Below are 21,786 nucleotides of genomic sequence, written 5' to 3'. Positions count from 1 at the left end.
CATGGCCCATCCCGACCAGCCAGACGATATCGCGCTGACCGACGACATGGCGTTCGCCGGTGCCGAAAGCGTGGCGGCGGAACGCAGCGCACCCGCGCTCTCCTATGCCGAGGCGCGCGATCATGGCGTATTGCTGGTCGAGGGAGAGGATGGCGCGCATCTTGCCATGCGCAATTCGGCCGATCCGCTGGTGCTGCTGGATTTGCGCCGCCGGTTCGGGCGGCCCCTGCGGGTCGAGAAGGTGGAGCCGCAGCGTTTCGAGGCGCTGCTGGCCGAAACCTATGGCGATGCCGGTTCGCTGGCCGCCGACAGTATGGGGTTCGAGGCGAGCGGCGACACCGACATGATGGGCCTGCCGAGCGCGGAGGATCTGCTCGACAGCGCGGACGATGCGCCTGCGATCCGGCTGATCAACGGGCTGATCGCGCAAGGGCTGCGCGAGGGCGCGTCGGACATCCATATCGAGCCATACGAACAGGCGCTGGTCGTCCGTTTCCGCGAAGACGGCGTTCTGGTCGAGAAATTGCGCATGCCCCCGCATGTCGCCCCCGTGCTGGTAAGCCGCATCAAGGTGATGGCGCGGCTGGATATTGCCGAACGCCGCGTGCCGCAGGACGGGCGCATCGGCCTGTCGCTGGCGGGCAAGCTGGTCGACGTGCGCGTCTCCACCCTGCCGAACCGCGCGGGCGAGCGCGTGGTGCTGCGCCTGCTCGACAAGGATAATGCGGGGCTGTCGCTCAAAGATCTCGGCCTCGACGAAAAAGCGGGCGAGGTACTGGAACGCGCATTGAAAGAGCCCAATGGCATCGTGCTGGTCACCGGCCCGACCGGATCGGGCAAGACGACGACGCTTTATGCCGGTCTGCGGCGGTTGAACGACGGTCAGCGTAATATCCTGACTGTGGAAGACCCTGTGGAATATGCTGTGGACGGGGTGGGGCAAACGCAGGTCAACGCCAAGGTCGGGCTCGATTTCGCGGCGGGGCTGCGCGCGATCCTGCGGCAGGACCCCGACGTGGTGATGGTTGGCGAAATCCGCGACAAGGAAACTGCCGATATCGCGGTGCAGGCCTCGCTGACGGGCCATCTGGTGCTGTCCACCGTGCACACCAATGACAGCGTCGGCGCGATCACGCGCATGCGCGACATGGGTGTCGAACCGTTCCTGCTGGCCAGCACCTTGCGCGGCGTCATCGCGCAGCGTCTGGTCCGCCGCCTGTGCCCGCATTGCAAGCGCGAGGCGGCGATCGATCCGGCACTGGGCGCGATCCTTGGCATCAAGCCGGACAGGACCGTCTATGAACCGGTGGGCTGCAAGCAATGCGGCGAAACCGGCTATGCGGGCCGTATCGGCGTGTATGAGGCCGTGCGCGTGGACGAGGCGATCCGCCGCATGATCCACGAAATCGCGGATGAGGAGCGGATTGCCGATTACGCATTCGGCAAGACCGCCGACGGCAAGCGGCGCGGCCAGCGCCTTGCCCGCGCGGCAAGGCGGCTGGTGTTGGCGGGCGTGACCTCTGCCGCCGAAGCCGCCCGCGTCGCAAGGCGCGAGGACGAGCAGGGCTGATGCCACGGTGGGCCTATCTCGCGGTCGATCCGCAGGGGCGCGAAAGGCGCGGGGCGGTGGAGGCCGCCTCGACCGGGGCCGCGCGCGAGGCATTGGCGAAAAAGCGCTGGCATGTGCTGAGCGTGGAGGAGAAATCGGCTGCGGCCGCGCCGGTCAAGGCGGGCGGGTTCAGCCTGCCGCTGTTGGGCCGCAAGCTGACCACCAAGCAATTGTCGCTGTTCACGCGGCAGCTTGCCTCGCTGATGATGGTCAGCCCGCTGGAAGAGGCATTGCGCACGATCAGCCGCCAGACCGAAAAGGAAAAGGCGCGCGCGATCCTGTCCAATGTCCATGCAGGCATTGTCGAGGGGCAGCCCCTGGCCGAAGCCCTGCGGCGCGAGGAAGCGAGCTTTCCCCCCGTCTATCGCGCGATGATCGCGGCTGGCGAAAATTCGGGCAGCCTGCCATCGATTGCCGAGCGTCTGGCCGACAGTCTTGAATCGCAGGCCGAGATCAGGGGCAAGATCATCGCCGCGCTCGCCTATCCTGTCATCCTGTCGCTGGTCGCGGTGGCCGTGGTGACGGGGCTGATGGTCTCGGTCGTGCCGCGCGTGGTCGAACAGTTCGACAATGCCTCGCGCCAGTTGCCGCTGCTGACGCGGATCGTGATCGTGGTGTCGGAATTCCTGTCGGCATGGTGGTGGGTGCTGGCGCTGCTGATCGCGCTCGCCATACTCGGCTTTCTGCGGGCGCTGAAGAACCCGGCGTTCAAATTGCGCTTCGATGCGATGCTGCTGAAAACGCCGTTCGTGGGAAAGCTGATCCGCGACATGCATGCCGCCGCACTGGCCCGCACTTTGTCGGCGATGATCGCCGCGCGCCTGCCGCTGGTCGACGGGCTGCGCCTTGCCAGCCGGACGGTGCATAATGCGGTGCAGCGCCGCGCATTGGAAGGGATTACCGAAAAGGTGCGCGCGGGCACGTCGCTTTCCACCGCCATGCGCGAGGCGGGGACTTTTCCGCCCCTGCTCGTCTATCTCGCCGCCAGCGGAGAGGCGGCGGGACAGCTTGGCCCGATGCTGGAACGTGCGGGCGAATATCTTGAGCGTGAGTTCGCCAGCTTTACCGCGGCGGCGATGGCGCTTCTGGAACCTGCTATCATCATATTGATGGGCGCGGTGGTCGCGACGATCATCCTCGCCATCCTTCTTCCCATCCTGCAATTGCAGGAACTGACCGGACTTTAAGACCATGAGCGAGACCGAAACCCCCAACCCGATATCCCAGACTGCCTGCAAGAAGCGCCGCAAGAACGGCTTTTCGCTGGTGGAACTGATGGTGGTGCTGTTCATCATCGGCCTGCTGGCCAGCGTCGTCATTATCAATGTGCTGCCCAGCCAGGACAAGGCGATGCGCGTGAAGGCAGAGGCGGATATCTCCACGCTGAACCAGGCGCTGGAAATGTACCGGCTCGACACCGCGACCTATCCGGGGGCGGCCGACGGGCTGACCGCGCTGGTCACGCCGCCCGCCGATCTGATGATGCCGCAGAATTACCGTTCGGGCGGCTATATCAAGGAATTGCCCAGCGACCCGTGGGGCCGCCCCTATCAATATCGCGTGCCGGGCAGCAATGGTAAGCCGTTCGACGTCTATTCGCTGGGGGCCGATGGCCAGCCCGGCGGCGATGGCGAGAATGCGGATATCATCGGCTGAACCGGACCATGGCGCGCTTTTCCCAACCGCTTCCCGATGATGGCGACCGTGCGGCAGGGCTGATCGTCCTGCTGGGCGAACAGCCGCGCGATGCATGGCGCTGGTGGCGGGTGTCCTCCACCGATGCGGGCGGCGCGGGGTTGGAGAGCGAGCATAGCTATACCCCCGGTGCCGATGCGCCATGGGGCGATGTCGACGGGACCCGCGTGGTCGCGCTGGTCCCTGCGGTTGGCGCGCCGGTGCGGATCGCGCCGTGCGGCGATATGCCCGCCGCGCAGGCGGTGGCGGCGGCGCGTCTTGCACCGGCGGGTCTGTCGGGCACAGGGCCGGCACATATGGCCGCCGCGGCAGAGGGCGATCATGTGCTGTCCTGCCGCGCGGCGCAGCACGACATGGATGTGTGGCTGGCCGAACTGGCGGCGGCGGGGCTGGATGCGGATGCGATGGTCCCTGCCGCTCTGGTCCTGCCCGCGGTGGACGAAGGGGTGGTGCAGGGCGAGATCGGCGGGCAAATGCTTGCGCGCAGCCGCGATGCCGCCTTTGCCGGAGAGCCCGAGCTGATCGATGCGCTGGCCGCCGGTGGCGTGCGCCGCGAACTGGCGCCCGATGCGCTGGCGGCGCGTCTGGCCGAAGTGTGGCGCGAACCGCCGCTGAATTTGCGGCAGGGTGCCTATGCCCGTCCTCGCGTCTCGTTTTTCCGCCTGCCCGACTGGGCGGGGCTGGCCCGCATGGCGGCGGTGCTGGCACTGCTCGGTTTCCTGATCCTTGCGGTCGAAATCGTCCGGCTGGAACTCGACAGCAAGGCGCTGGAGGATAAGGCGCTGGCCGCCGCGCAGCAGCGGTTCCCCGCAGTAACCGATCTGGCGAGCGCCGAGGCGCAGGTGAATGCCGAACTGTTGCGGCGCGGGGCAGGGGGAGCCAGTTTCGGCGCGGTTACGCCTGCCGTTTTCGCCGCGATGCAGCCGCTGCCCGATGTGCAGCTTCGCTCGCTCAGCTGGCAGGGCAATGGCACGCTGGCGATCCGCGCCGCTGCGCCGCGCGTAGAGGATATCAATACGATGCTGATCGCCCTGCAGGCCGATGGCTGGGAAGTGACCGTGCCGCCCGAGACCGCGCCCGACGCGACCGGCGCGACCGTGGTCGACATCACGGTCCGCAATCCATGAGCGGGCTGATGCAGGGATTGCGCGACTGGTTCGCCGCACTGTCGGGCCGCGAACGCTGGCTGGTCGGGATCGCGGGCGTGCTCGCGGTGCTGGTGATCGGTATTTACGGCGTGGTGCTGCCGCTGGGCGCGGCGCATGATGCCGCGCACGACCGCCACCGCGAGGCTGTGTTCGCCTCGTCCCGCGTGCTGGCGCGGCTGGAGGCGCTGGAACAGGCGCCCGATGCGGCGCAGGCGGGCAGCGGGCCGGTGGCGCAGGCCATTGCCGCCGCCGCCGACGCGCAGGGTCTGGTGCTGCAAGCCAATAGCGCACGCGGCAATGACGGCGCACAGATCAGCGTGGCGACCGCCGCACCGGGGGCGGCGCTGGCGCTGCTCGACACGCTGGCGGCAGAGGGGATCGCGGCCGAGCAGGTGACGATCACGCCCGCCGCCGACGGTTCGGTTTCGCTCAGCGCATCGCTGAAAAGGGTCGCGCCATGATGGGGCGCTGGATCTTCATCCGCGACAAAAGGCTGACGCGGACAGCGAAAATCGTGCTGGCAGTCATTGCCATTGCCGCCCTGCTGGCCATGCTGCCGCTGCGGCTGGTGCTGGGCTGGGCCGATCCGTCGGGCCGCACCCTGCGCGCGCAAGCGGTGGAAGGCGTGGCATGGGACGGTCTGGTCGGCGAATTGCAACTGGGGCCTTTGCCGCTGGGGCTGATGGAAGTCGATCTGATGCCGCTGCCCCTGTTGATCGGGCGCGCCCAGTTCGCGCTGGAGCGGCCCGATTATCCCGGCGCCCGCCCATTCAGCGCGCGCGTGCGCGGCAGTGGAGGCAATCTGGCGATCAGCCATGCGAGCGGAGAAGTGCCGCTGGGCGGCATGATGGCTCCGCTGCCGGTGCGTACTCTGACGATGAACGGATTTTCCGCGCAGATCGATGGCGGGGCTTGCGTGGCGGCATCGGGCACATTGGGGCTGGTGGTGCCCGCGATGGGGGCGATGGTCGATGCCGAAACCGTTCTGGCGGGAGAGGCGCGATGCGAGGACGGGTCGCTGGTGGTGCCGATGACTGGACCTTCGGGGGCGGAACGCGTCGATTTCCGCATCGCGCCCGATGGACGCTGGACGGCGACCATGTCGCTGATCGGGGTGCCGCCTGAAATGGCTACGCCGCTGATCGAAATGGGCTTCGAACAGCGGCGCAACGGCGTGGGGATGACGGCGAGCGGAACGCTCTGACGCCAGTCCGCTTATGTGTTTCAGCCAAGCGTGGCCGACAGGAACCAGGTGCGTTCCTCTGCCTGATCGGTCCAGTCGTCGATCAACCCGTCGGTCGCATTGTCGCCAGCCTCTTCGGCCAGTTCCTTCAGCTCTTTCAGCGTCTTGACCAGCTGGGCATTATCGTCGCGCAGCTGACCGACCATGTCCATCGCTTCCAGATCGGATGCGTGCTGATCCTCGACCTTGGTTTTTTCCATGATCGAACCGATCGACGTCAGCGTAGCGCCATCCAGCTTGCGGACACGTTCGGCAATGATGTCGACATTGCCAAAGATTTCGCCTGCCTGTTCGTCGAACATCAGGTGAAGCTCGCGGAATTGCGGACCTTTGACGTGCCAGTGGAAGTTCTTGGTCTTCATATAAAGCGCAAGATGATCGGCCAGCAGCCCGTTGAGCCCGTCGATCAGTGCTTTCTTGGCATTGTCACCCATAATTCTTTCCTCCTGGCGGTAATTCCAAAACTCGATATGGTGTCTTAACGCGAATGCACAAATCGGGTTTCCCGCTTTATGCCAGTTTCTGTGATCGAATTTATCGATACTTAGGTATGGCCCGCGCCGCTTGGCGATTGACCGCGCTTGCCATGTGCCGCTAACGGCGCTGTCAGATCCATGATTCAGCGCAAGTTTCCCCTATGAACGGCGTTTCTTCTGCCGAGGAACCGGCCCAGATCGTCGCCCTTGGCGATGCGATCGTCGACGTGCTGGCGCAGCGGGACGAGGATTTTCTGGTCGATTGCGGCGTGCTGAAAGGCACGATGCGCCTGCTGGCGGATGACGAGGCGGAGCATCTGGCCGCCGCCATGGCAGGCAGCGGTGTGGTAGAGGAAGTGCCCGGCGGATCGGCAGCGAACAGCCTTGCGGGCGCGGCGGCGCTGGGCGCGCGGTGCCGCTTTATCGGGCTGACGGGCGATGACCGGCTGGGTGCGCTGTTCAAACGGCATATGGCCGACCTCGACATCGCGTTCGATACGCCCCCGCATGCCAGCGCGCCGACGGGCCGGTGCTTTATCCTTGTCACCCCCGATGGCGAACGCACGATGCAGACATCGCCCGCGGCCAGCCATTGCCTGACGGCCGAAGCGCTGGACGAACAGGCGATCCGCGCCTGCGACACGCTGTTTCTGGAAGGCTATCTGTGGGGCCCCGATACGCCGCGCAGCGCCATGCGCCGCGCGATCGAGATTGCACGCAGGGAAACGCGGCGCATCGCCTTTACCCTGTCGGACAGCATTGCCCTGCCGGGTCGGCGCGATTCGATTATCGGCCTTGTCCGCGATGGCGGGGTCGATGTGCTGTTCGCCAACGAGTATGAGGCGAAGCTGATGGCGGGTGTCGACGATTTCGATGCCGCGATGCGCTTTCTGGCCGATATCTGCCCGCTGCCCGTCGTCACGCGCGGGGCCGCCGGCGCGGTGGCCATGTGGCAGGGCGACAGGATCGAACGCCCCGCGGCCAAGCCTGCCGCGATCGTCGATACCACCGGGGCGGGCGACCAGTTCGCCGCCGGTTTCCTTGCCGCGCTGATCGCGGGGCGCGACGTGGCGCAAAGCCTGGACACCGGTGCGCGCAATGCGGCCGAAGTGCTGGGCCATGTCGGCGCGCGCCCGCTGAAACGAATGGAGCTTTAAACGATGAGCCTCAACTCGCTGGCCGTCTATTGCGGCTCTGCCATGGGCAGGAACCCGATCCATGCCGATGCCACGCGCGAGCTGGGGCAGGCGATGGTCCGGCGCGGGATCGATCTGGTCTATGGCGGCGGAAAGCTGGGGTTGATGGGCCTGATCGCGGATACGGTGCTGGACGCGGGCGGCAAGGCCTATGGCGTCATCCCCGAGGCTTTGCGTAGCCATGAGGTCGCCCATATGGGGCTGACCGAATTGCATCACGTGGCCGACATGCACCAGCGCAAGGCTAAGATGACGCAGCTGGCCGACGCCTTCGTCTGCCTGCCGGGCGGGATCGGCACGCTGGACGAGCTGATGGAGGCGTGGACGTGGAACGCGCTGGGCTATCACGCAAAGCCGTTCTGCCTGTTGGATATCGGGGGGTACTGGCAGGGTTTCGCGCAATTCTGCGACACGGTGATGGCAGAAGGTTTCATGAGCGAGGGCCGCCGCGCCCAGTTGCTGGTCGCGCCCGATGTCGAGACTGCGCTAGACATGCTGGTCGAGGCGGCGGAAAAGGCCAGCGCCGGTCCAGTCTGGTAAAGGTCCGGTCCGGTAAGCCGCGCGCCCGATGAACGCGTCTAGGCGGCGGGCGGCTCCGACGTTTCCGCCAGCCGCCGGATGATCCAGCGCACGGCGGGGTCCTCTACATTCACCGAAATCCATGTGCCGTCGGGCGCGATGCTTTCCTCGTCGCAAGAAGTCTGGCCGTTGCTGCTGGTGCAGAACAGGCCGCGTTCGGGCGTTTCCCATGTGCCGGTCTCGACAATCTCGCCGTCCTGCATGTTGCGATAGGTGCCGTCCGCCAGCACCTCTTGCACGATTACCGCGCCGCTATCGGCAGAGCTGATTTCGAAGCGCCCCGTCGCGGTGCCGCCGTCGGCAGCGGGATAGACAGGCGCGGTTTCGACGGGGGCAGGGGCTTCCTCGCGCGGTTCGTCGGCACACGCGGTCAGGGTAAGCGGCGCCATCGCAAGGAGCAGCGCTAGGAAGCGGGTGCCCGGCATCGCGGCGACCGGATTATTCCGCCGCCTGCGTCGGCAAGGCTTCGCTGCCCATCACGCGTTCGATGGTCCAGACATCCTCCGGATCCTCGATATTGGTCGCGGTCCAGCTGCCGTCCACCATGCTTTCGGCATAGCAATCGGTGCCGTCTTCGCCTTCCATGGTGACACAGAAATTGCCGTCGGCGTCATATTCCCATGTGCCGGGCACATTGCCGACATCCTTGACGACATTGATCATGGTCCCGTCCTGTTTGACGTTTTCCATCATTGTTTCGCCGCTGGCAGAAGTCAGCTTGAACACGCCATAGGGCGGCAGGCCATCGGGCGCCATCGGCTCGGTAGTGGCGACCTCTGGCGCGGAGGTGTCGTCACTGGCGGGTGCGTCGCCTGCCTGACAGGCCGCGAGCACCAGTACGGCGGCGCTTGCGGCGATGATGCGGATCGTCTTCATGGCATTCTCCCCGTTTCGAACGGAGCGCAGCCTATAACGCGCACGGCAGGCAGCAAGCGAAAGCGGCTGCTTTCTGCCTAAACATCGGAAAGCAAAGCGAAAAAATGCGCCGGCGCGGTGTCCGCGGATCAGGCGACCGCCAGCGACTCGAAGATGGAGGCGAACAGGGCGCGACCGTCGGCGCCGCCCTGCTCGGGCTCTATCGCGCGTTCGGGGTGCGGCATCATGCCCAGCACATTGCCCTTTTCGTTCAAAACGCCCGCGATCTGGCAGGCCGAACCGTTCACCGCCTCGCCATAGCGGAACGCGATGCGGCCTTCACCGTCAAGGCGCCTCAGCACCTCTTCCTCGGCGAAATAATTGCCGTCGTGATGGGCGACGGGGATCTGGATCGTATCGCCCTTTTGATATCCGCGCGTGAACAGGCTGCTGTCGTTTTCGACCACCAGCGGCACGGTGCGGCAGACAAAGCGGATGCCAGCATTGCGCATCAGTGCGCCGGGCAGCAGCCGCGCCTCGGTCAGAACCTGAAAACCGTTGCACACGCCCAGCACGGGCACGCCGCGATCCGCCGCCGCAATGACAGAGCGCATGATCGGGCTGTTCGCCGCCATCGCGCCCGAGCGCAGATAATCGCCATAGGAAAACCCGCCCGGCACCGCGACGAAATCGATATTGTCGGGCAGATCGGCATCGCCGTGCCAGATGCGCAAGGGAGCCTTGCCCGAAACCTGCTCTATGGCCACGGCCATGTCGCGGTCGCAGTTCGAACCGGGAAAGGTGATGACGCCAGCGGTGAAAGCCATCTGTCGGGTTCCTTCAGATCAGCCTGGAATTCAGCCGAGTTTCTCGACGCGGTAATTCTCGATCACCGTGTTCGCCAGCAGCTTGCGGCACATTTCGTCCAAAGCCTCGTCGCTGGTGTCGTCGGCGACTTCCAGTGCGATTTCGCGGCCGACGCGCACATCGGCCACGCCGTCAAAGCCCAGCCCTTCGAGCGCGTGATGGATCGCACGCCCCTGCGGATCGAGCACGCCGGGTTTCAGCGAAACATGGACCTGCACCTTCATTATGACTGACCTTCTTGATCTGGTGGGTTCAACCTGTCGCTGCCCCTATGGCCAGATGCGCCGTGGTGCAAGCGTGCTGTGGCAAATCCGGTCAGGGAACGGGGGATGGCGCATCCTGCGGCACCACCAGAAACTCCAGCGCGCGCGCGGGATCGAGCCACTGGCGCGCCTCTTCCTGCAATTCGGCCGATGTCACTGCCTTTGCACGTTGCTGCGCATGGGCGATTCGCTCCAGCCGGTCGCCTTCGCTTTGCGCGCGGTCGGCAATGGCCAGCCAGCCCGAATTGGATTTGAGCAGATTGTCATAGGCCGACACCAGCGGCGCGCGGGCGCGTTCGACCAGATCGTCGGGGATCGGTTCGGACCGCAGCGCCTCGACCGTCGCGGCAAGCGCGGCGCGCGCGGCAGGCAGTTGCGCCAGCTCGACCTGCGCCCGGATCGAGAATGTGCCCCAGCCCGGCCAGACCTTGCTTTGCGAATTCGACACGGCGGGCGAATAGGCCTGTCCCAGACGCTCGCGCAATTCATCGGTGATGGCGATGCGGGCGACGCGTTCCAGCAGTTCCATACGGATTTCCTGCACCGCGTCGGCATCGTCGGTCGTGGGCCACACCATCTCGACCAGGGATTGCGTCGGTTCGCCCTCGTGCCGCAGCACCACCGCGCCGCGCCTGTCGGTAAAACGGCGGTCCAGCGCGGCGGGGTCGGGGGTAAAGCCGGTGTCGCGCGCGGGCAGGGCGCCCAGCGTCTTGCCGACCAGCTCGATGGCGGCACCCTCGTCCATATCGCCCACGATGGCAATTTCAATGGGCCCATGCGCAAGGCTGGGGCCGATCGCAGCGCGCAGCTGATCGAAGTCCAGCGCGCGATAGGCATCGATCTGCTGCTGGGTAAAGCGCGGATCATTGTCGCTGATTACCCCGCCGCGCCCGCTGTTCAATGCCGAGGCGGGTGTGGCGCGCAGCCGTGCGAAATAATCGGGCAGCGCATTGCGGAACCGGGTGACAGGCTCGGTCCGCCAGCCCGCATCGGTCAGCAGCGCGGCCATCAGCTGCAATTGCAGTTCCAGATCTTCTGCCCGCGTGCTGCCGGTGGAGATGAACGCATCGCTGCCCGCGCCAAAATCGAACCCCACGCGCTTGCCCGCAAGGATCGTTTCCAGCGTATCGGCATCGTGCTTGCCCAATCCGCTGGCGGGCAGGCGCGATGTCAGCTCGACCGCATTGGGCTGCTCGCGGCTTTCCAGCTGCTTGCCGCCCGGAATGGTCATGCGGACCAGCACCTGATTGCGCGCCAGATCGGTATGCTTGACGTTCAGCCGCACATTATTGGCAAAACGAACGGTGCGCACGTCGAACACCGGCTCGCGCGTGTCGGCCACGACCCTGCCTGCCGGACCGAATTCCGTATAGGCAAAGGGCACCGCCTCGATCGCGGCTTCCTGTGCCAGCGGTGCCTTCATCGCGGCGGTCCATGCGCGGCGCAGCGCGGCCTCGCCCCCTTCGGGCGCGGTGCGGCCGCGAAAGCGGATATGGGCGTTTTCGTCCAGCGGCACCGCCTCTTCGCGCAAGGCGGCGAGCACGGCATCGGGGGTGATTTCGGCGCGCATCGCCAGATATCGTTCGGTCGCCTCGGGCCCGGTCGTCGGAATGCGGCCTTCGCCGACCCAGCGCAGAACGCGGTCGACCATGAAATCATTGGTCCGCGTGGGTTCGGACACGGCCGCCGCCTCATACCGCTCGTCCAGATCGGCCAGCTGTTCGGCAATTTCGGCATCGGAAAAGCCGCGTTCCAGCGCATTGCGATATTCGGCGGCGGCTGCGTTCAGTCCCGCCTGCCAGTGGCCGTCCACGCTATCGACAATCAGCCGCGTGACACGCGCCTTGCGAAACACGTCGCCGGTGCCGAAACCCGCCGATTTGAACGGCGCATCGCTGCGCCGCGCCAGCCGCGTCAACCGCCGGTTCACCGCGTCATAACCAATCTGGCGCAGGACGGTGGCGCGGCGCTCCTCTGCCGTGTCGGGCGCGTTCAGCGCGGGGCCGACGGCGAAGGCGGTGAACCTTTGCGACAGGGCGGGGTGCAAGTGGATCTCGACGCTGGCAGGGCGGTCGAAATCGACCGTGCCATAATCGCGCGGGGCGGGGGCGGGGGCATCGGCCTGCCAGTCGGCGAAACGCGCCTTGATGGCGGCCTCCACTGCGTCGGGATCGACATCGCCCACCACGATCAGCGCCGCATTGTCGGGCCGGTAATGCGATGCCCAGAACGCGCGCAGCCCTGCCGCGTCGGCCTTGTTCAAAGTCTCGACCGTGCCGCCCGCCCAGCGGTCGACATAAAGCGCGTCGGGCGTTTCGAAACGATATCGCTCCAGCGCGTCTTCCAGCTGGTAATTGTCGCGGTCGCGCCTTTCCGCCAGCAGCACGCCGCGCTCGCGCTCGACTGCGTCGGGGTCGAAGTTCAGCTCGCCCGCAATCTCGCGCATCAGCATCAGCGATGTATCGATCAGCGCCGGATCGGTGCGCGGCAGTCCCAGCTTGTAGATGGTATGTTCGAACCCGGTCGAGGCATTGGTATCCGCACCGAACGCCAGCCCCTCGCGCTCCAGCAGGCGGATCATCTCTCCCTCGGCCACGTTGGTGGACCCGTTGAAGGCCATATGCTCGACATAATGGGCAAAGCCGCGCTCGCCGTCAGCCTCGTCCAGAGAGCCCGCATCGAAGGCGAGGCGGATTTCGGCGGTGCCTTGCGGGGTGCCATTGGGCCGGATCGCCCAGAACAACCCGTTGGGCAGGCGGCCCCAGCGGATCGCGGTATCGGGTTCCAGATCGCTGCCGGCCAGTGCCGCTTCGGGCTGGGCGTATCCGCTGCGATTGACGGCGGCAGCGGGTTCGGATGGCGCGGCAACCGGCGCGTCCGACACCAGCGGCGCGGCGCAGCCCGACAGCAGGGCAATGGCCAGCGTGCCTGCCAGTCCTTTGGCCAGCCCATTGGCCAGTCCCTTGGCCAATCCACTGGCCGGCCCATTGGCCAGCACGCGGTTCAGCCATGGCCGATAGCAGGCGCGATCAATCAAGCGCGCCCGCCCGGCACATCACCTGCTTACCGCCGGTTCCGGCGTTGTTTTGCTGTTGTCCTCTTCCCATTCAATTATCGCGGTGCGGCCCTTATTTCTTTCCCCGCAACTTGCGATGATGGTTGAGGTCGAAGACTTCGCTTGGCCCGTCATCCTGCAGCACGCCCAGCCTGCGGGCGACTTCCTGATAGGCGTCTTCCTCGCCGCCGAGGTCACGGCGGAAACGGTCCTTGTCCAGCTTTTCGCCGGTGGCCATGTCCCACAGGCGGCAGCCGTCGGGGCTGATTTCGTCGGCCAGGATCACGCGGCTGTAATCGCCGTCCCACAGGCGGCCGAATTCCAGCTTGAAATCGACCAGCCGGATGCCGACCGCGGCAAACATGCCGCACATGAAATCGTTGATGCGGATCGCCATGGCCGAGATGTCCTGCATCTCCTCGTTCGAGGCCCAGCCGAAACAGGCGATATGCTCTTCCGCGATCAGCGGATCGCCCAGCGCATCGTCCTTATAGTAATATTCGAGCAGCGTGTGGGGCAGGGGCTCGCCCTCTTCCAGTCCCAGACGCTTGGAAATCGAACCGGCCGCGACATTGCGCACCACCACTTCGATCGGGATGATGTCGACCTGCCGGACCAGCTGTTCGCGCATGTTCAGGCGGCGGATGAAATGGGTTGGAATGCCGATATGCGACAGGCGGGTGAACACGAACTCGCTGATGCGGTTGTTGATCACGCCCTTGCCGTTGATCGTGCCCTTTTTCTGGGCGTTGAACGCGGTGGCATCATCCTTGAAATATTGGATGAGCGTGCCCGGTTCGGGGCCTTCGTAAAGGATCTTGGCCTTGCCTTCGTAAATCTGGCGGCGACGCGACATCTTGCCTTCGCTTTCCAAGCTAATGCGCCCGAATTCCGCCGGTGCAGGGCGGGGGCGGAAAACACCAAGCCCCGGTCTGACCGGTCCCGTCAGGACGGGGCGCGGACACGGCCGGGGCGTTACAATGCGGCCTATAATGGAAGCCCGCCGTAAAAGCAAAGCGCGCGTTCGCGGCGGGCTGGCGGCGGGATCAGAACCGCTTGCGGAAATCGATTTCAAAGAAGCGGCCTGCCGGGTCTGTAAAGTCGGGCAGATAGCTTGTCGGTATGGTCCCGTCCTCGTCCGTCACGCGTTGCTGCGCATCGAAAATATTGTCGATAGAGAACGAGATACGGCTGCCCTTGAAGAAGGGCACTGCCTCGACCAGACCGGTCTGGCGTTCTAGATCGGCGAACAGGCGCAGGTCGAGTGTAGCGATCGGATCGAATGTCAGGCCCGAACCGGTGCCTGCCGTATCCTCGATGCTCGCACCGCCCAGGTAATTCCCCGACAGCCGCGCGCCGAACCCGTTATAGAAAATGCGCCCCGTCATCTCCACCTCGTGCCGCGCGACGGGGGTGGAGGTCAGCGACTCGCCGTCCAGCAGGTCGAGCACGGGGGTGCCCGATGCGATCTGGACCGATTCCTCGAACCGGATGGTGTGATAGAGCGCAAGGCCCCATTGCCCGCCGCTGCGGCCGCCCGGCGGTCCGAAGCCCGGCCCGCCACCGCCGCCGCGCCCGCTGCGTCCACCGCTTTGGCCGCCTTCGCTGTCCTCACTGCCCGAAATACGGTCCGAAATGTCGAACCCGTAACGCAGGCGCCGCCCGTCCTGATGCGCATAGGTTACGGGACGCTGGTCGATGCTGACCAGATTGCCGTCACTGTCGCGCACCACGCGGTCGGGGAATGCCGCCTCGATCGTCGGGGTCAGCGCGGGAAAGCTGCTCGACACATCGGTCGAGCTTTCGTCGTAATATTCGACGATCAGGTTCGACCGCTGAAAGAAAGGCAATTCGTAATTCGCCCCGATCTTCCAGTCGCGCTGCTTCTCGGCGACCAGATTCGGATTGCCGCCGGTGATCAGGTCGACCAGCACGGTCTGGCCCGTGGCGATATCGTAAATCGTCGCGCCGGTGGTGATCAGCTCGGGCGCACCCAGCTGGCTCAGGCTGGGCGCTTCCTCGGCATAGATATGGCTGACTTGCAGGTTCAGCCGCTCGAACGGGGACCAGTTCAGCCCCGCGCTCCAGTTATACAGCGTGCCGAAGTCCGACAGGTGGTTGACCCCGCCCGACAGGTCGAGCGTGATATCGCCGATTGCCCCCAGCACATTGTCCTTGCGGCTGGTCAGCGGAATGCCCAGCGTAAAGCCGCCATTGGCATCGCCGCGCGTCAGATCGGTGGCGATACCCGGATTGTCGGTGCTGCGGCTGTCGATATTCGACCAGTCGAACCCCGCCTGTACCGTCACCGCCAGCGGCCCTGCGGGCAGCCACAGCGGCTGGCCCGTCATGGTGGCAAGCGATGTCGCATCCTCGGTGTTCGAGAAGCTGGCGTTCGAACTTTGACCGGGCACATAGGCCAGCAGATCGTCGACCGGCGCATCGATGCCGATCTGTCCTGCCAGGACGGCGGCCTGCAAAGCCGACATGTCGGTGGTCGATGTGCTGCGCGATACCGTATCGTCATGCGTCCAGCGGCCCGTAACGGTCAGGTCCCAGTCGCCCACCGGCTTGTTCAGCGTCGTCCCCACCTCGAACCCGGCAGAACGGCTGTCGCGCACCCGCGCGCCGCGCCCCAAAGCTTCTGAGATCAGCGTGCGCTGTGCCATTGCGCCGCTGCCGTCGGTCAATGTCACCGTATCGGGGCCGGTCAGCGACAGCGAATCGCTGCGCGTGATCGTGCCGTTCAGCGTCAGCGATCCGTCGGCCCCGTTCTCGCCGAAACCGCGCGTCCATGCGGTATTCAGCGTCAGATCGCGGGTATCGGCGACCAGCGACTGGTAATCGGCAGGGTTGGCATCGCCATATTGCGGGGCGAAATCATAGGAGGATACGCCGCGTTCCCCCTCGGTCAGCATCGAGCTGTCCTCGGCCTCGACCGCGATATTCAGCCGGTTGGGGCCGTTGATCGACAGCATCGAAACCTCGACCTCGCTGGTGTGATATCCGCCGTCCTGCGGCAGGCCATATTCCAGCTCGATCCCCTTGGATGCGTAATGCTCCTTCAGGATGAAATTGATCACGCGCTGGTCGGGGCGGAAGCCAAAGCGGATCGCCGCTTCCTCGGGCAGGATCTCCACGCGGGCCAGCGCCTCGGGCGGATAGTTGCGCATTTCGCGGAAACCCGAAATGCGCTGCCCGTTCACCAGAATGGCGGGCGGGCCGTCCGATCCGCGCCCGCGTCCCGAACCGGTTTGCGGTGCCAGCTCCTCCAGCAATTCGACCAGAGAACTGGCCCCGATGCTCAGGATCTCTTCCTCGTCCAGAACGGCCACGGGCGTTTGCGGAATGTCCACGCTGCCGCGATTGACTTGCGGAGCGGTCACGATGATCTCGTCGCTGAGGTCGATATCGTCGTCGCCGCCGACCGGCTCGACGGTCTGTTGGCTGGCGGTCATGCCCGCTTCGTCGGTTTCGGCAGCAAGGGCGGGTGTGCCCAGCGAAAGGGCCAGCGCCAGCAGGCTGGTCGCGGTAAAGGCGGTTCGGGCGCGCAGACGGGGGCGCAGCATGGGGGAAGTCTCTCTCATAATCGGGGATGTCATGGATTTGCGGTCTCGGGCCAAGTCGCCCGATGTATCAAAATGTCGCAATGCAGCATGGCCCTTTTCGATCCCGCGCACGAACGGGAAAAAGCTTGGCGCAACATTTTATTTCCGGAAACGCGGCGGGGTTGCTGCGGGGGGCGCTGCGGGGGGGTGGGCAATTGAATTGCAACTGCGGGCTTTCCATATGCGCTTTGCGCCGCTATGGGGCCGCGCAGGATTTTTCTGACATTTTAGTGAAAGGATGGGCGCCTGGCGCCCGGGCATGGCGAAAGAAGAACTTCTCGAAATGCGTGGCACGGTTGTGGAACTGCTTCCCAACGCGATGTTCCGCGTGCGCCTGGAAAACGATCACGAGATCCTGGGCCATACCGCTGGCAAGATGCGCAAGAACCGTATTCGCGTGCTGGTGGGCGACGAAGTTCTGGTCGAGCTGACGCCCTATGATCTGACCAAGGGGCGGATCACCTATCGCTTTATGCCCGGCCGCGGCGGCCCCGGGCCCAGCTAGTTTCTGGTGCCGTGATGACGGCCCGAACGCTGATACTCGCATCGGCCAGCCCCCGCCGGCGCGAGCTTTTGGCGCGTCTGGGCGTCACCCCTGCGCGGATCGCGCCCGCCGATATCGACGAAACGCCGCACAAGGGGGAATTGCCGCGCCCCTATGTGCAGCGCATGGCGCGCGAAAAGGCGCTTGCCGTTGCCGCGGATGACGGTTTCGTGCTGGCGGGCGACACGGTGGTCGCTGCCGGACGGCGCATATTGCCCAAGGCCGAGGACGAGGCGACCGCGCGCAACTGCCTGACCCTGCTGTCGGGCCGTCGCCACCGCGTGTTTTCCGCCATCGCCATGGCCGCGCCCGACGGTTCGGTCCGTGAACGGATGAGCGAGACCATCGTGCGTTTCAAGGTGCTGAGTGCCGGGGAGATCGACGCCTATATCGCGGGCGGCGAATGGCACGGCAAGGCAGGCGGCTATGCCATCCAGGGCCATGCCGAGGCGCTGGTCGCGTGGATTCAGGGCAGCCATTCGGGCGTCGTCGGACTGCCGCTGTTCGAAACGCGCGCCCTGCTAAAGGCGGCGGGCTTCGCCATTGGCTGACTGGCTGATCGAGCAGGGCATCGGCGAAACCCGCGCCGTGCTGGTCGAGGATGGCGCCATCGTCGCTGCAAAAATCGAATGGGAAGGCGAACTCGCTGCGGGCGCCGTGGTCGAAGGCGTGCTGGCATCGCGGGCAAGCGGATCGGCGCGCGGAACAGTGCGGCTGGACAGCGGCGAGGACGTGCTGGTCGACCGCCTGCCCAAAAGCGCCAGCGAAGGCGCGCCGCTGCGCATCGAAATCCACCGCGCCCGTATCGAGGAAGGAACGCGCACCAAGCGCGCGCAGGGGCGGCCCACCGACCGCGCATTGCGCCCCGCGCCCGGTCTGGAACAGCGGCTGAAGGCGGAAGGGCACGATGTCCGCGTCGTGCGGCGTTTTCCCGTATCGGGCTGGAGCGAGCTGATCGGCGAGGCGTTCGAACGGCAAGTGTCTTTCCATGGCGGCGCGCTGCATATCTCGCCCACGCCTGCCATGGTGCTGATCGATATCGACGGTACGCTGCCGCCCCGCGCGCTGGCATTGTCGGCGGTGCCCGCGATTGCCGCCAGCCTGCGTCGGCTGGATATCGGCGGATCGATCGGCATCGATTTTCCCACCTTGCAGGACAAGGCCGACCGCCGCGCGGTGGACGAGGCCTTGTCGAAAGCGCTGGACGGTTTTGCGCATGAACGCACCGCGATGAACGGTTTCGGTTTCGTCCAGATCGTCGCGCGGCTGGAAGGGCCGTCGATCCTGCATCGCGTTGCCCGCCACCGTCTTGCGGCTGCCGCCCGCCTGTTGCTGCGCCGCGCGGAACATCTTGCCGATCCGGGAGCGATTCTTCTGACCATGCATCCCGCGCTCATGGCGAGGATATCGCCTGCATGGCGGGACGAGCTGGCCCGCCGCACGGGGCGCGAAATCCGCATCGAAACCGATCCCGCCCTTGCGCCAGAGGCGGGACTGGCCCAATCGGTGCCGCTATGACCCAGACACCGAAACGCGCCGTCAAAAGCTGTCCGATCTGCGGAAAGCCCCGCTCGGCCGATCATGCGCCGTTCTGTTCGGCGCGCTGCAAGGACCGCGATCTCGTTCAATGGCTGCAGGACGGCTATGCAATTCCCGGCGAGCCTGCGCAGATTTCGACCGACCCCGAGGACGGCGATTTCTGACCGCTTTGCAAAGCGATCGAAAAATCCCGCATTTTCCGGTTTGGCCCCCATTTTCCGGTTTGACACCACGCGCGGCTTTGGCCATAGGCGGCGCTCCCGACGCCAAGCGCGATTCAGATCGCAGGCGCCGGACCCGCCTTTCCGGCGATGCCTGGGTAGCTCAGTGGTAGAGCAGACGACTGAAAATCGTCGTGTCGGTGGTTCGACTCCGCCCCCGGGCACCATTTCCTGCTTTTGTGGAGATGGTGTGACACTTCCCACTCCGTTTCGTATCGCTGCGCTGGCCTTGGCGGCGTTTTTGTGCACGCCTGCCAGCGCGCAGAACGCGCAGGACGCGCCGGTGCAGCCTTCCTGCATGGAAGAGCTGTCGGGTCCCTATGCGGTGCGTCGCATGGAAATGGGCGGCGGTATCCTGCTGCGCCCCGACGGCAGTTTCGGGTACGAGCTGTCCTATGGCGCGCTTGATGAATTCGCGCAGGGGCAGTGGAGTTGCGAAGGCGATACGGTCACGCTGACGGGCGATCCGGTCAATCCGCCGCGCTTTGTGACGCTGTCCGACAAGCCCGTTACCGTCGACCGGCTGACCATCGAACTCGATCTGGGGGGAGGGTCGGGGCACCCATATTTCAGCGTGCTGGCGCACTATCCCGACGGATCGCGCGAATGGCTGGATTTTCAGGATCGGGTGCTGACCGTCGATCTTTCCGCATCGCCCCGGCCCGTAACGGTCCAGATGATGCTGGAACTCTATCAGATCGCCGGCGACGCGATCCCCGTTCCCGCGACGGGCGGGGCCGATGTGACCGTGCGGTTCGATCGCAACGATATGGGCAGGGTGGAATTCGCAGGCACCACCGCGCGGGTCGATAACAATGTGCTGATGCTGGACCGCTTTGGCGAAACCCTGCGGTTCGAGAGGGTGGGCGAGCGGCCATAAGCTGCGCCGGCACGCTTTTCATCCCGACTGCCAACCCCTATCTGAACCGCAATGAGCCGTACCCCCGCCGGAACCCCGCCCCATCCCAAGGGGGCCGACCGCTTTCACGAGGATAAGGCCGCCTATACGGTGCGCGGCAGCCAGCCGGATATAGAGGCGGGGCTGGCCGCCATCCGCGAGGTGCAGCGCACGCTGCCCCCGCGTCCCGGCGTCTATCGCATGGTCGATGCGCGCGGCGACGTGCTCTATGTGGGCAAGGCCCGCGCGCTGAAGAACCGCGTGGCCAATTATCTGCAAGTCGACCGCCTGCCGCTGAGGTTGAAGCGCATGGTCGCGCAAACGCGCGAAATGACCATTGTGACGACCAATAGCGAGGCCGAGGCCCTGCTGCTGGAAGCACAGCTGATCAAGCGCTTCCGCCCGCCATATAATGTGCTGCTGCGTGACGATAAAAGCTTTCCCTTTATCCTGCTGCGCGCCGACAATGATTTTCCGCGCATCATGAAACATCGCGGGGCGCGGCGGGCGAAGGGCAATTATTACGGCCCCTTCGCCAGCGCCGGTTCGGTCAACACCACGATCAATGCGCTGCAAAAACTGTTCCTGCTGCGCAGTTGCACCGACAGTTTCTTCAGCCGCCGCGACCGGCCCTGCCTGCTCTATCAGATCAAGCGATGCAGCGCGCCATGCGTCGGGCGGATCGACAAGGACGGCTATGGCGAGCTGGTGCGGCAGGCCAAGGACTTCCTTGCCGGCAAGTCGAGCGCGGTGCAGCAGGAAATCGAAAGCCAGATGGCCGATGCGGCCGAACGGCTCGATTTCGAAACCGCTGCCATGCTGCGTGACCGTTTGCGCGCCGCGACCTTTATTCAGGGGTCGCAGGCGATCAATGCGCAGGGCGTGGGCGATGCCGATGTGTTCGCCATGGCAGATAAGGGCGGGCAGATCGGCGTGCAGGCGTTCTTTATCCGCGGCGGCCAGAACTGGGGTCATCGCGCCTTTTTCCCGCGCCATACCGAGGGGTTGAGCCACGAGGAGGTGTTCAGTGCCTTCCTCGCCCAGTTTTACGAGGAAGTGCCGCCCGCGCGGACGATCCTGCTCGACCGCGCGCTGCCCGATTGCGCGCTGCTGGAAGAAGCGTTCGGCGCCATTGCAGAGCGCAAGGTAGAGATCAGCGTGCCGCAGCGCGGCGACCGCCGCCGCCTGATCGAACAGGCCAGCCGCAACGCGGCCGAAGCACTGGACCGCCGCCTTGCCGAGAGCGGGACGCAAGCGAAGATATGGCGCGAGATGGCCGAATTCCTCGAGCTGCCCGATATTCCGCAGCGCGTGGAGATATACGACAACTCGCATATTCAGGGCGCGAATGCGGTGGGTGCGATGGTCGTCGCGGGGCCGGAAGGGTTCCTGAAGAACCAGTATCGCAAGTTCAATATCAAGCAGGCGCAGACCAACGACGATTTCGCCATGATGCGCGAAGTGCTGAACCGCCGCTTCGCCCGCGCGCTGAAAGACGATCCCGACCGTGAAACCGCTGGAAAGGGCGATGCGGTATGGCCCGATCTGGTGCTGCTGGACGGCGGCAAGGGCCAGATGTCGAGCGTGATGGACACGCTGGAAGAGCTGGGGATCGAGGATGTGCCCGTCGTCGGTGTGGCCAAGGGCCCGCATCATGGACGCGAAGGGCGCGAGGTTTTCCATTTCCCCGACGGGCGCGAAAAGACCCTGCCGACCAATTCGCCCGTGCTGTTCCACCTGCAACGCCTGCGCGACGAGGTGCACCGCTTTGCCATCGGCGCGCATCGGGCCAAGCGCAGCCGTTCGATACAGGCCAGCCCGCTGGACGAAATTCCCGGCATCGGCCCCGCGCGCAAGCGGGCGCTGTTGCTGCATTTCGGCACTGCCGGAAAGGTGCGCGCTGCCGCGCTGGACGATTTGCGACGCGTTCCGGGCGTCTCGGAACATGTCGCGCGGCAGATCTATGATTTCTATCATCCTGGCGGTTAGT

At 65.3% G+C, this 21,786-nt stretch carries 22 protein-coding genes and 1 tRNA gene; 15 read left to right on the top strand and 8 right to left on the bottom strand.

From position 1 onward, the window contains the following. The first annotated feature begins 46 nt into the window (after nucleotides 1-46). From LOZ74_RS13715 to gspN, 6 genes are read left to right on the top strand one after another with little or no spacing between them, the layout of a single operon-like run. Entirely contained in the window at nucleotides 47-1,570 is a 1,524-nt protein-coding gene (locus LOZ74_RS13715) for a GspE/PulE family protein (protein WP_230293897.1), read from the top strand. Next, nucleotides 1,570-2,796 (top strand): type II secretion system inner membrane protein GspF, encoded by a 1,227-nt coding sequence (gene gspF, locus LOZ74_RS13710; protein ID WP_230291625.1) that lies wholly within the window; start codon nucleotides 1,570-1,572, stop codon nucleotides 2,794-2,796. Before LOZ74_RS13715 ends, gspF begins: the two co-directional genes overlap by 1 nt. 4 nt (nucleotides 2,797-2,800) lie before the next feature. After that, nucleotides 2,801-3,265, top strand: a complete 465-nt coding sequence (gspG, locus tag LOZ74_RS13705; RefSeq protein WP_230291624.1) for a type II secretion system major pseudopilin GspG — start codon at nucleotides 2,801-2,803, stop codon at nucleotides 3,263-3,265. Between the two features lie 8 nt (nucleotides 3,266-3,273). Next, a complete protein-coding gene (gene gspL, locus LOZ74_RS13700) occupies nucleotides 3,274-4,431 on the top strand; it encodes a type II secretion system protein GspL (RefSeq protein ID WP_230291623.1) in 1,158 nt (385 codons plus the stop codon). Next, a complete protein-coding gene (gspM, locus tag LOZ74_RS13695; protein ID WP_230280353.1) occupies nucleotides 4,428-4,913 on the top strand; it encodes a type II secretion system protein GspM in 486 nt (161 codons plus the stop codon). The genes gspL and gspM overlap by 4 nt, the downstream gene beginning before the upstream one ends. Continuing rightward, nucleotides 4,910-5,656, top strand: coding sequence for a type II secretion system protein N (gene gspN / locus LOZ74_RS13690; RefSeq protein WP_230291622.1), 747 nt, complete (start codon nucleotides 4,910-4,912; stop codon nucleotides 5,654-5,656). The genes gspM and gspN overlap by 4 nt, the downstream gene beginning before the upstream one ends. A gap of 20 nt (nucleotides 5,657-5,676) precedes the next feature. Here the strand turns inward: gspN and LOZ74_RS13685 are convergent, their stop codons facing one another. Further along, on the bottom strand, nucleotides 5,677-6,129 hold the full coding sequence (locus tag LOZ74_RS13685; RefSeq protein WP_230280355.1) for a Dps family protein: 453 nt from the start codon (nucleotides 6,127-6,129) through the stop codon (nucleotides 5,677-5,679). Nucleotides 6,130-6,332: 203 nt separating this feature from the next. Here LOZ74_RS13685 and LOZ74_RS13680 point away from each other — a divergent pair, with 203 nt between their 5' ends. Then, nucleotides 6,333-7,328 (top strand): adenosine kinase, encoded by a 996-nt coding sequence (locus LOZ74_RS13680; protein ID WP_230291621.1) that lies wholly within the window; start codon nucleotides 6,333-6,335, stop codon nucleotides 7,326-7,328. A 3-nt stretch (nucleotides 7,329-7,331) separates the two neighbouring features. Continuing rightward, nucleotides 7,332-7,907, top strand: coding sequence for a TIGR00730 family Rossman fold protein (locus LOZ74_RS13675; RefSeq protein ID WP_230291620.1), 576 nt, complete (start codon nucleotides 7,332-7,334; stop codon nucleotides 7,905-7,907). 38 nt (nucleotides 7,908-7,945) lie between these two features. Here the strand turns inward: LOZ74_RS13675 and LOZ74_RS13670 are convergent, their stop codons facing one another. The 7 genes from LOZ74_RS13670 to LOZ74_RS13640 all read right to left on the bottom strand — a co-directional run bounded on the left by LOZ74_RS13670 (nucleotide 7,946) and on the right by LOZ74_RS13640 (nucleotide 16,555). After that, on the bottom strand, nucleotides 7,946-8,335 hold the full coding sequence (locus LOZ74_RS13670) for a hypothetical protein (protein ID WP_230291619.1): 390 nt from the start codon (nucleotides 8,333-8,335) through the stop codon (nucleotides 7,946-7,948). A 49-nt stretch (nucleotides 8,336-8,384) separates the two neighbouring features. Beyond that, entirely contained in the window at nucleotides 8,385-8,822 is a 438-nt protein-coding gene (locus tag LOZ74_RS13665) for a hypothetical protein (protein ID WP_230291618.1), read from the bottom strand. A gap of 128 nt (nucleotides 8,823-8,950) precedes the next feature. Further along, a complete protein-coding gene (gene purQ, locus LOZ74_RS13660; RefSeq protein WP_230291617.1) occupies nucleotides 8,951-9,628 on the bottom strand; it encodes a phosphoribosylformylglycinamidine synthase subunit PurQ in 678 nt (225 codons plus the stop codon). Nucleotides 9,629-9,658: 30 nt separating this feature from the next. Continuing rightward, nucleotides 9,659-9,892 carry a phosphoribosylformylglycinamidine synthase subunit PurS gene (gene purS / locus LOZ74_RS13655; protein WP_230280361.1) on the bottom strand — a complete coding sequence of 78 codons (234 nt, stop codon included), beginning with the start codon at nucleotides 9,890-9,892 and terminating at the stop codon, nucleotides 9,659-9,661. 91 nt (nucleotides 9,893-9,983) lie between these two features. Continuing rightward, nucleotides 9,984-12,968: a pitrilysin family protein gene (locus LOZ74_RS13650; RefSeq protein ID WP_230291616.1), complete on the bottom strand. Its 2,985-nt coding sequence runs from the start codon at nucleotides 12,966-12,968 to the stop codon at nucleotides 9,984-9,986. 91 nt (nucleotides 12,969-13,059) lie between these two features. Then, on the bottom strand, nucleotides 13,060-13,842 hold the full coding sequence (gene purC / locus LOZ74_RS13645) for a phosphoribosylaminoimidazolesuccinocarboxamide synthase (RefSeq protein ID WP_230280363.1): 783 nt from the start codon (nucleotides 13,840-13,842) through the stop codon (nucleotides 13,060-13,062). A 190-nt stretch (nucleotides 13,843-14,032) separates the two neighbouring features. Further along, nucleotides 14,033-16,555, bottom strand: a complete 2,523-nt coding sequence (locus LOZ74_RS13640; RefSeq protein WP_230291615.1) for a TonB-dependent receptor — start codon at nucleotides 16,553-16,555, stop codon at nucleotides 14,033-14,035. 298 nt (nucleotides 16,556-16,853) lie between these two features. Here LOZ74_RS13640 and infA point away from each other — a divergent pair, with 298 nt between their 5' ends. The 7 genes from infA (at nucleotide 16,854) to uvrC (ending at nucleotide 21,785) form a co-directional block, all read left to right on the top strand. Continuing rightward, entirely contained in the window at nucleotides 16,854-17,099 is a 246-nt protein-coding gene (gene infA / locus LOZ74_RS13635; RefSeq protein WP_066771685.1) for a translation initiation factor IF-1, read from the top strand. A 14-nt stretch (nucleotides 17,100-17,113) separates the two neighbouring features. Continuing rightward, a complete protein-coding gene (locus LOZ74_RS13630; protein WP_230291614.1) occupies nucleotides 17,114-17,689 on the top strand; it encodes a nucleoside triphosphate pyrophosphatase in 576 nt (191 codons plus the stop codon). Then, nucleotides 17,682-18,656, top strand: coding sequence for a ribonuclease E/G (locus tag LOZ74_RS13625; RefSeq protein WP_230291613.1), 975 nt, complete (start codon nucleotides 17,682-17,684; stop codon nucleotides 18,654-18,656). Before LOZ74_RS13630 ends, LOZ74_RS13625 begins: the two co-directional genes overlap by 8 nt. Beyond that, nucleotides 18,653-18,841, top strand: a complete 189-nt coding sequence (yacG, locus tag LOZ74_RS13620) for a DNA gyrase inhibitor YacG (protein ID WP_230280368.1) — start codon at nucleotides 18,653-18,655, stop codon at nucleotides 18,839-18,841. The genes LOZ74_RS13625 and yacG overlap by 4 nt, the downstream gene beginning before the upstream one ends. Before the next feature lie 149 nt (nucleotides 18,842-18,990). Then, a tRNA-Phe gene (locus LOZ74_RS13615) sits at nucleotides 18,991-19,065 on the top strand. 23 nt (nucleotides 19,066-19,088) lie between these two features. Next, nucleotides 19,089-19,778 carry a hypothetical protein gene (locus LOZ74_RS13610; protein WP_230291612.1) on the top strand — a complete coding sequence of 230 codons (690 nt, stop codon included), beginning with the start codon at nucleotides 19,089-19,091 and terminating at the stop codon, nucleotides 19,776-19,778. Between the two features lie 51 nt (nucleotides 19,779-19,829). After that, the gene (uvrC, locus tag LOZ74_RS13605; RefSeq protein WP_230291611.1) at nucleotides 19,830-21,785 is read left to right on the top strand and encodes an excinuclease ABC subunit UvrC; all 1,956 of its coding nucleotides are present in this window, start codon (nucleotides 19,830-19,832) and stop codon (nucleotides 21,783-21,785) included. Nucleotide 21,786: the final 1 nt, after the last annotated feature.

It is taken from the genome of Croceicoccus sp. Ery5 (assembly GCF_020985325.1).
In the GTDB taxonomy this organism is placed as follows: Bacteria; Pseudomonadota; Alphaproteobacteria; order Sphingomonadales; family Sphingomonadaceae; genus Croceicoccus.
This window is presented reverse-complemented; position numbering and strand designations above follow the sequence as displayed.

What these genes read in the sequence shown, in the direction of transcription:
- LOZ74_RS13715 (WP_230293897.1), top strand. Translation starts at nt 47, where the DNA reads ATGGCGTTCGCCGGTGCCGAAAGCGTGGCGGCGGAACGCAGCGCACCC.
- uvrC (WP_230291611.1), top strand. Translation starts at nt 19,830, where the DNA reads ATGAGCCGTACCCCCGCCGGAACCCCGCCCCATCCCAAGGGGGCCGAC.
- gspN (WP_230291622.1), top strand. Translation starts at nt 4,910, where the DNA reads ATGATGGGGCGCTGGATCTTCATCCGCGACAAAAGGCTGACGCGGACA.
- purC (WP_230280363.1), bottom strand. Translation starts at nt 13,842, where the DNA reads ATGTCGCGTCGCCGCCAGATTTACGAAGGCAAGGCCAAGATCCTTTAC.
- purQ (WP_230291617.1), bottom strand. Translation starts at nt 9,628, where the DNA reads ATGGCTTTCACCGCTGGCGTCATCACCTTTCCCGGTTCGAACTGCGAC.
- gspG (WP_230291624.1), top strand. Translation starts at nt 2,801, where the DNA reads ATGAGCGAGACCGAAACCCCCAACCCGATATCCCAGACTGCCTGCAAG.
- LOZ74_RS13640 (WP_230291615.1), bottom strand. Translation starts at nt 16,555, where the DNA reads ATGCTGCGCCCCCGTCTGCGCGCCCGAACCGCCTTTACCGCGACCAGC.
- LOZ74_RS13675 (WP_230291620.1), top strand. Translation starts at nt 7,332, where the DNA reads ATGAGCCTCAACTCGCTGGCCGTCTATTGCGGCTCTGCCATGGGCAGG.
- LOZ74_RS13670 (WP_230291619.1), bottom strand. Translation starts at nt 8,335, where the DNA reads ATGGCGCCGCTTACCCTGACCGCGTGTGCCGACGAACCGCGCGAGGAA.
- LOZ74_RS13665 (WP_230291618.1), bottom strand. Translation starts at nt 8,822, where the DNA reads ATGAAGACGATCCGCATCATCGCCGCAAGCGCCGCCGTACTGGTGCTC.
- gspM (WP_230280353.1), top strand. Translation starts at nt 4,428, where the DNA reads ATGAGCGGGCTGATGCAGGGATTGCGCGACTGGTTCGCCGCACTGTCG.
- LOZ74_RS13685 (WP_230280355.1), bottom strand. Translation starts at nt 6,129, where the DNA reads ATGGGTGACAATGCCAAGAAAGCACTGATCGACGGGCTCAACGGGCTG.
- yacG (WP_230280368.1), top strand. Translation starts at nt 18,653, where the DNA reads ATGACCCAGACACCGAAACGCGCCGTCAAAAGCTGTCCGATCTGCGGA.
- infA (WP_066771685.1), top strand. Translation starts at nt 16,854, where the DNA reads ATGGCGAAAGAAGAACTTCTCGAAATGCGTGGCACGGTTGTGGAACTG.
- gspF (WP_230291625.1), top strand. Translation starts at nt 1,570, where the DNA reads ATGCCACGGTGGGCCTATCTCGCGGTCGATCCGCAGGGGCGCGAAAGG.
- gspL (WP_230291623.1), top strand. Translation starts at nt 3,274, where the DNA reads ATGGCGCGCTTTTCCCAACCGCTTCCCGATGATGGCGACCGTGCGGCA.
- purS (WP_230280361.1), bottom strand. Translation starts at nt 9,892, where the DNA reads ATGAAGGTGCAGGTCCATGTTTCGCTGAAACCCGGCGTGCTCGATCCG.
- LOZ74_RS13680 (WP_230291621.1), top strand. Translation starts at nt 6,333, where the DNA reads ATGAACGGCGTTTCTTCTGCCGAGGAACCGGCCCAGATCGTCGCCCTT.
- LOZ74_RS13630 (WP_230291614.1), top strand. Translation starts at nt 17,114, where the DNA reads ATGACGGCCCGAACGCTGATACTCGCATCGGCCAGCCCCCGCCGGCGC.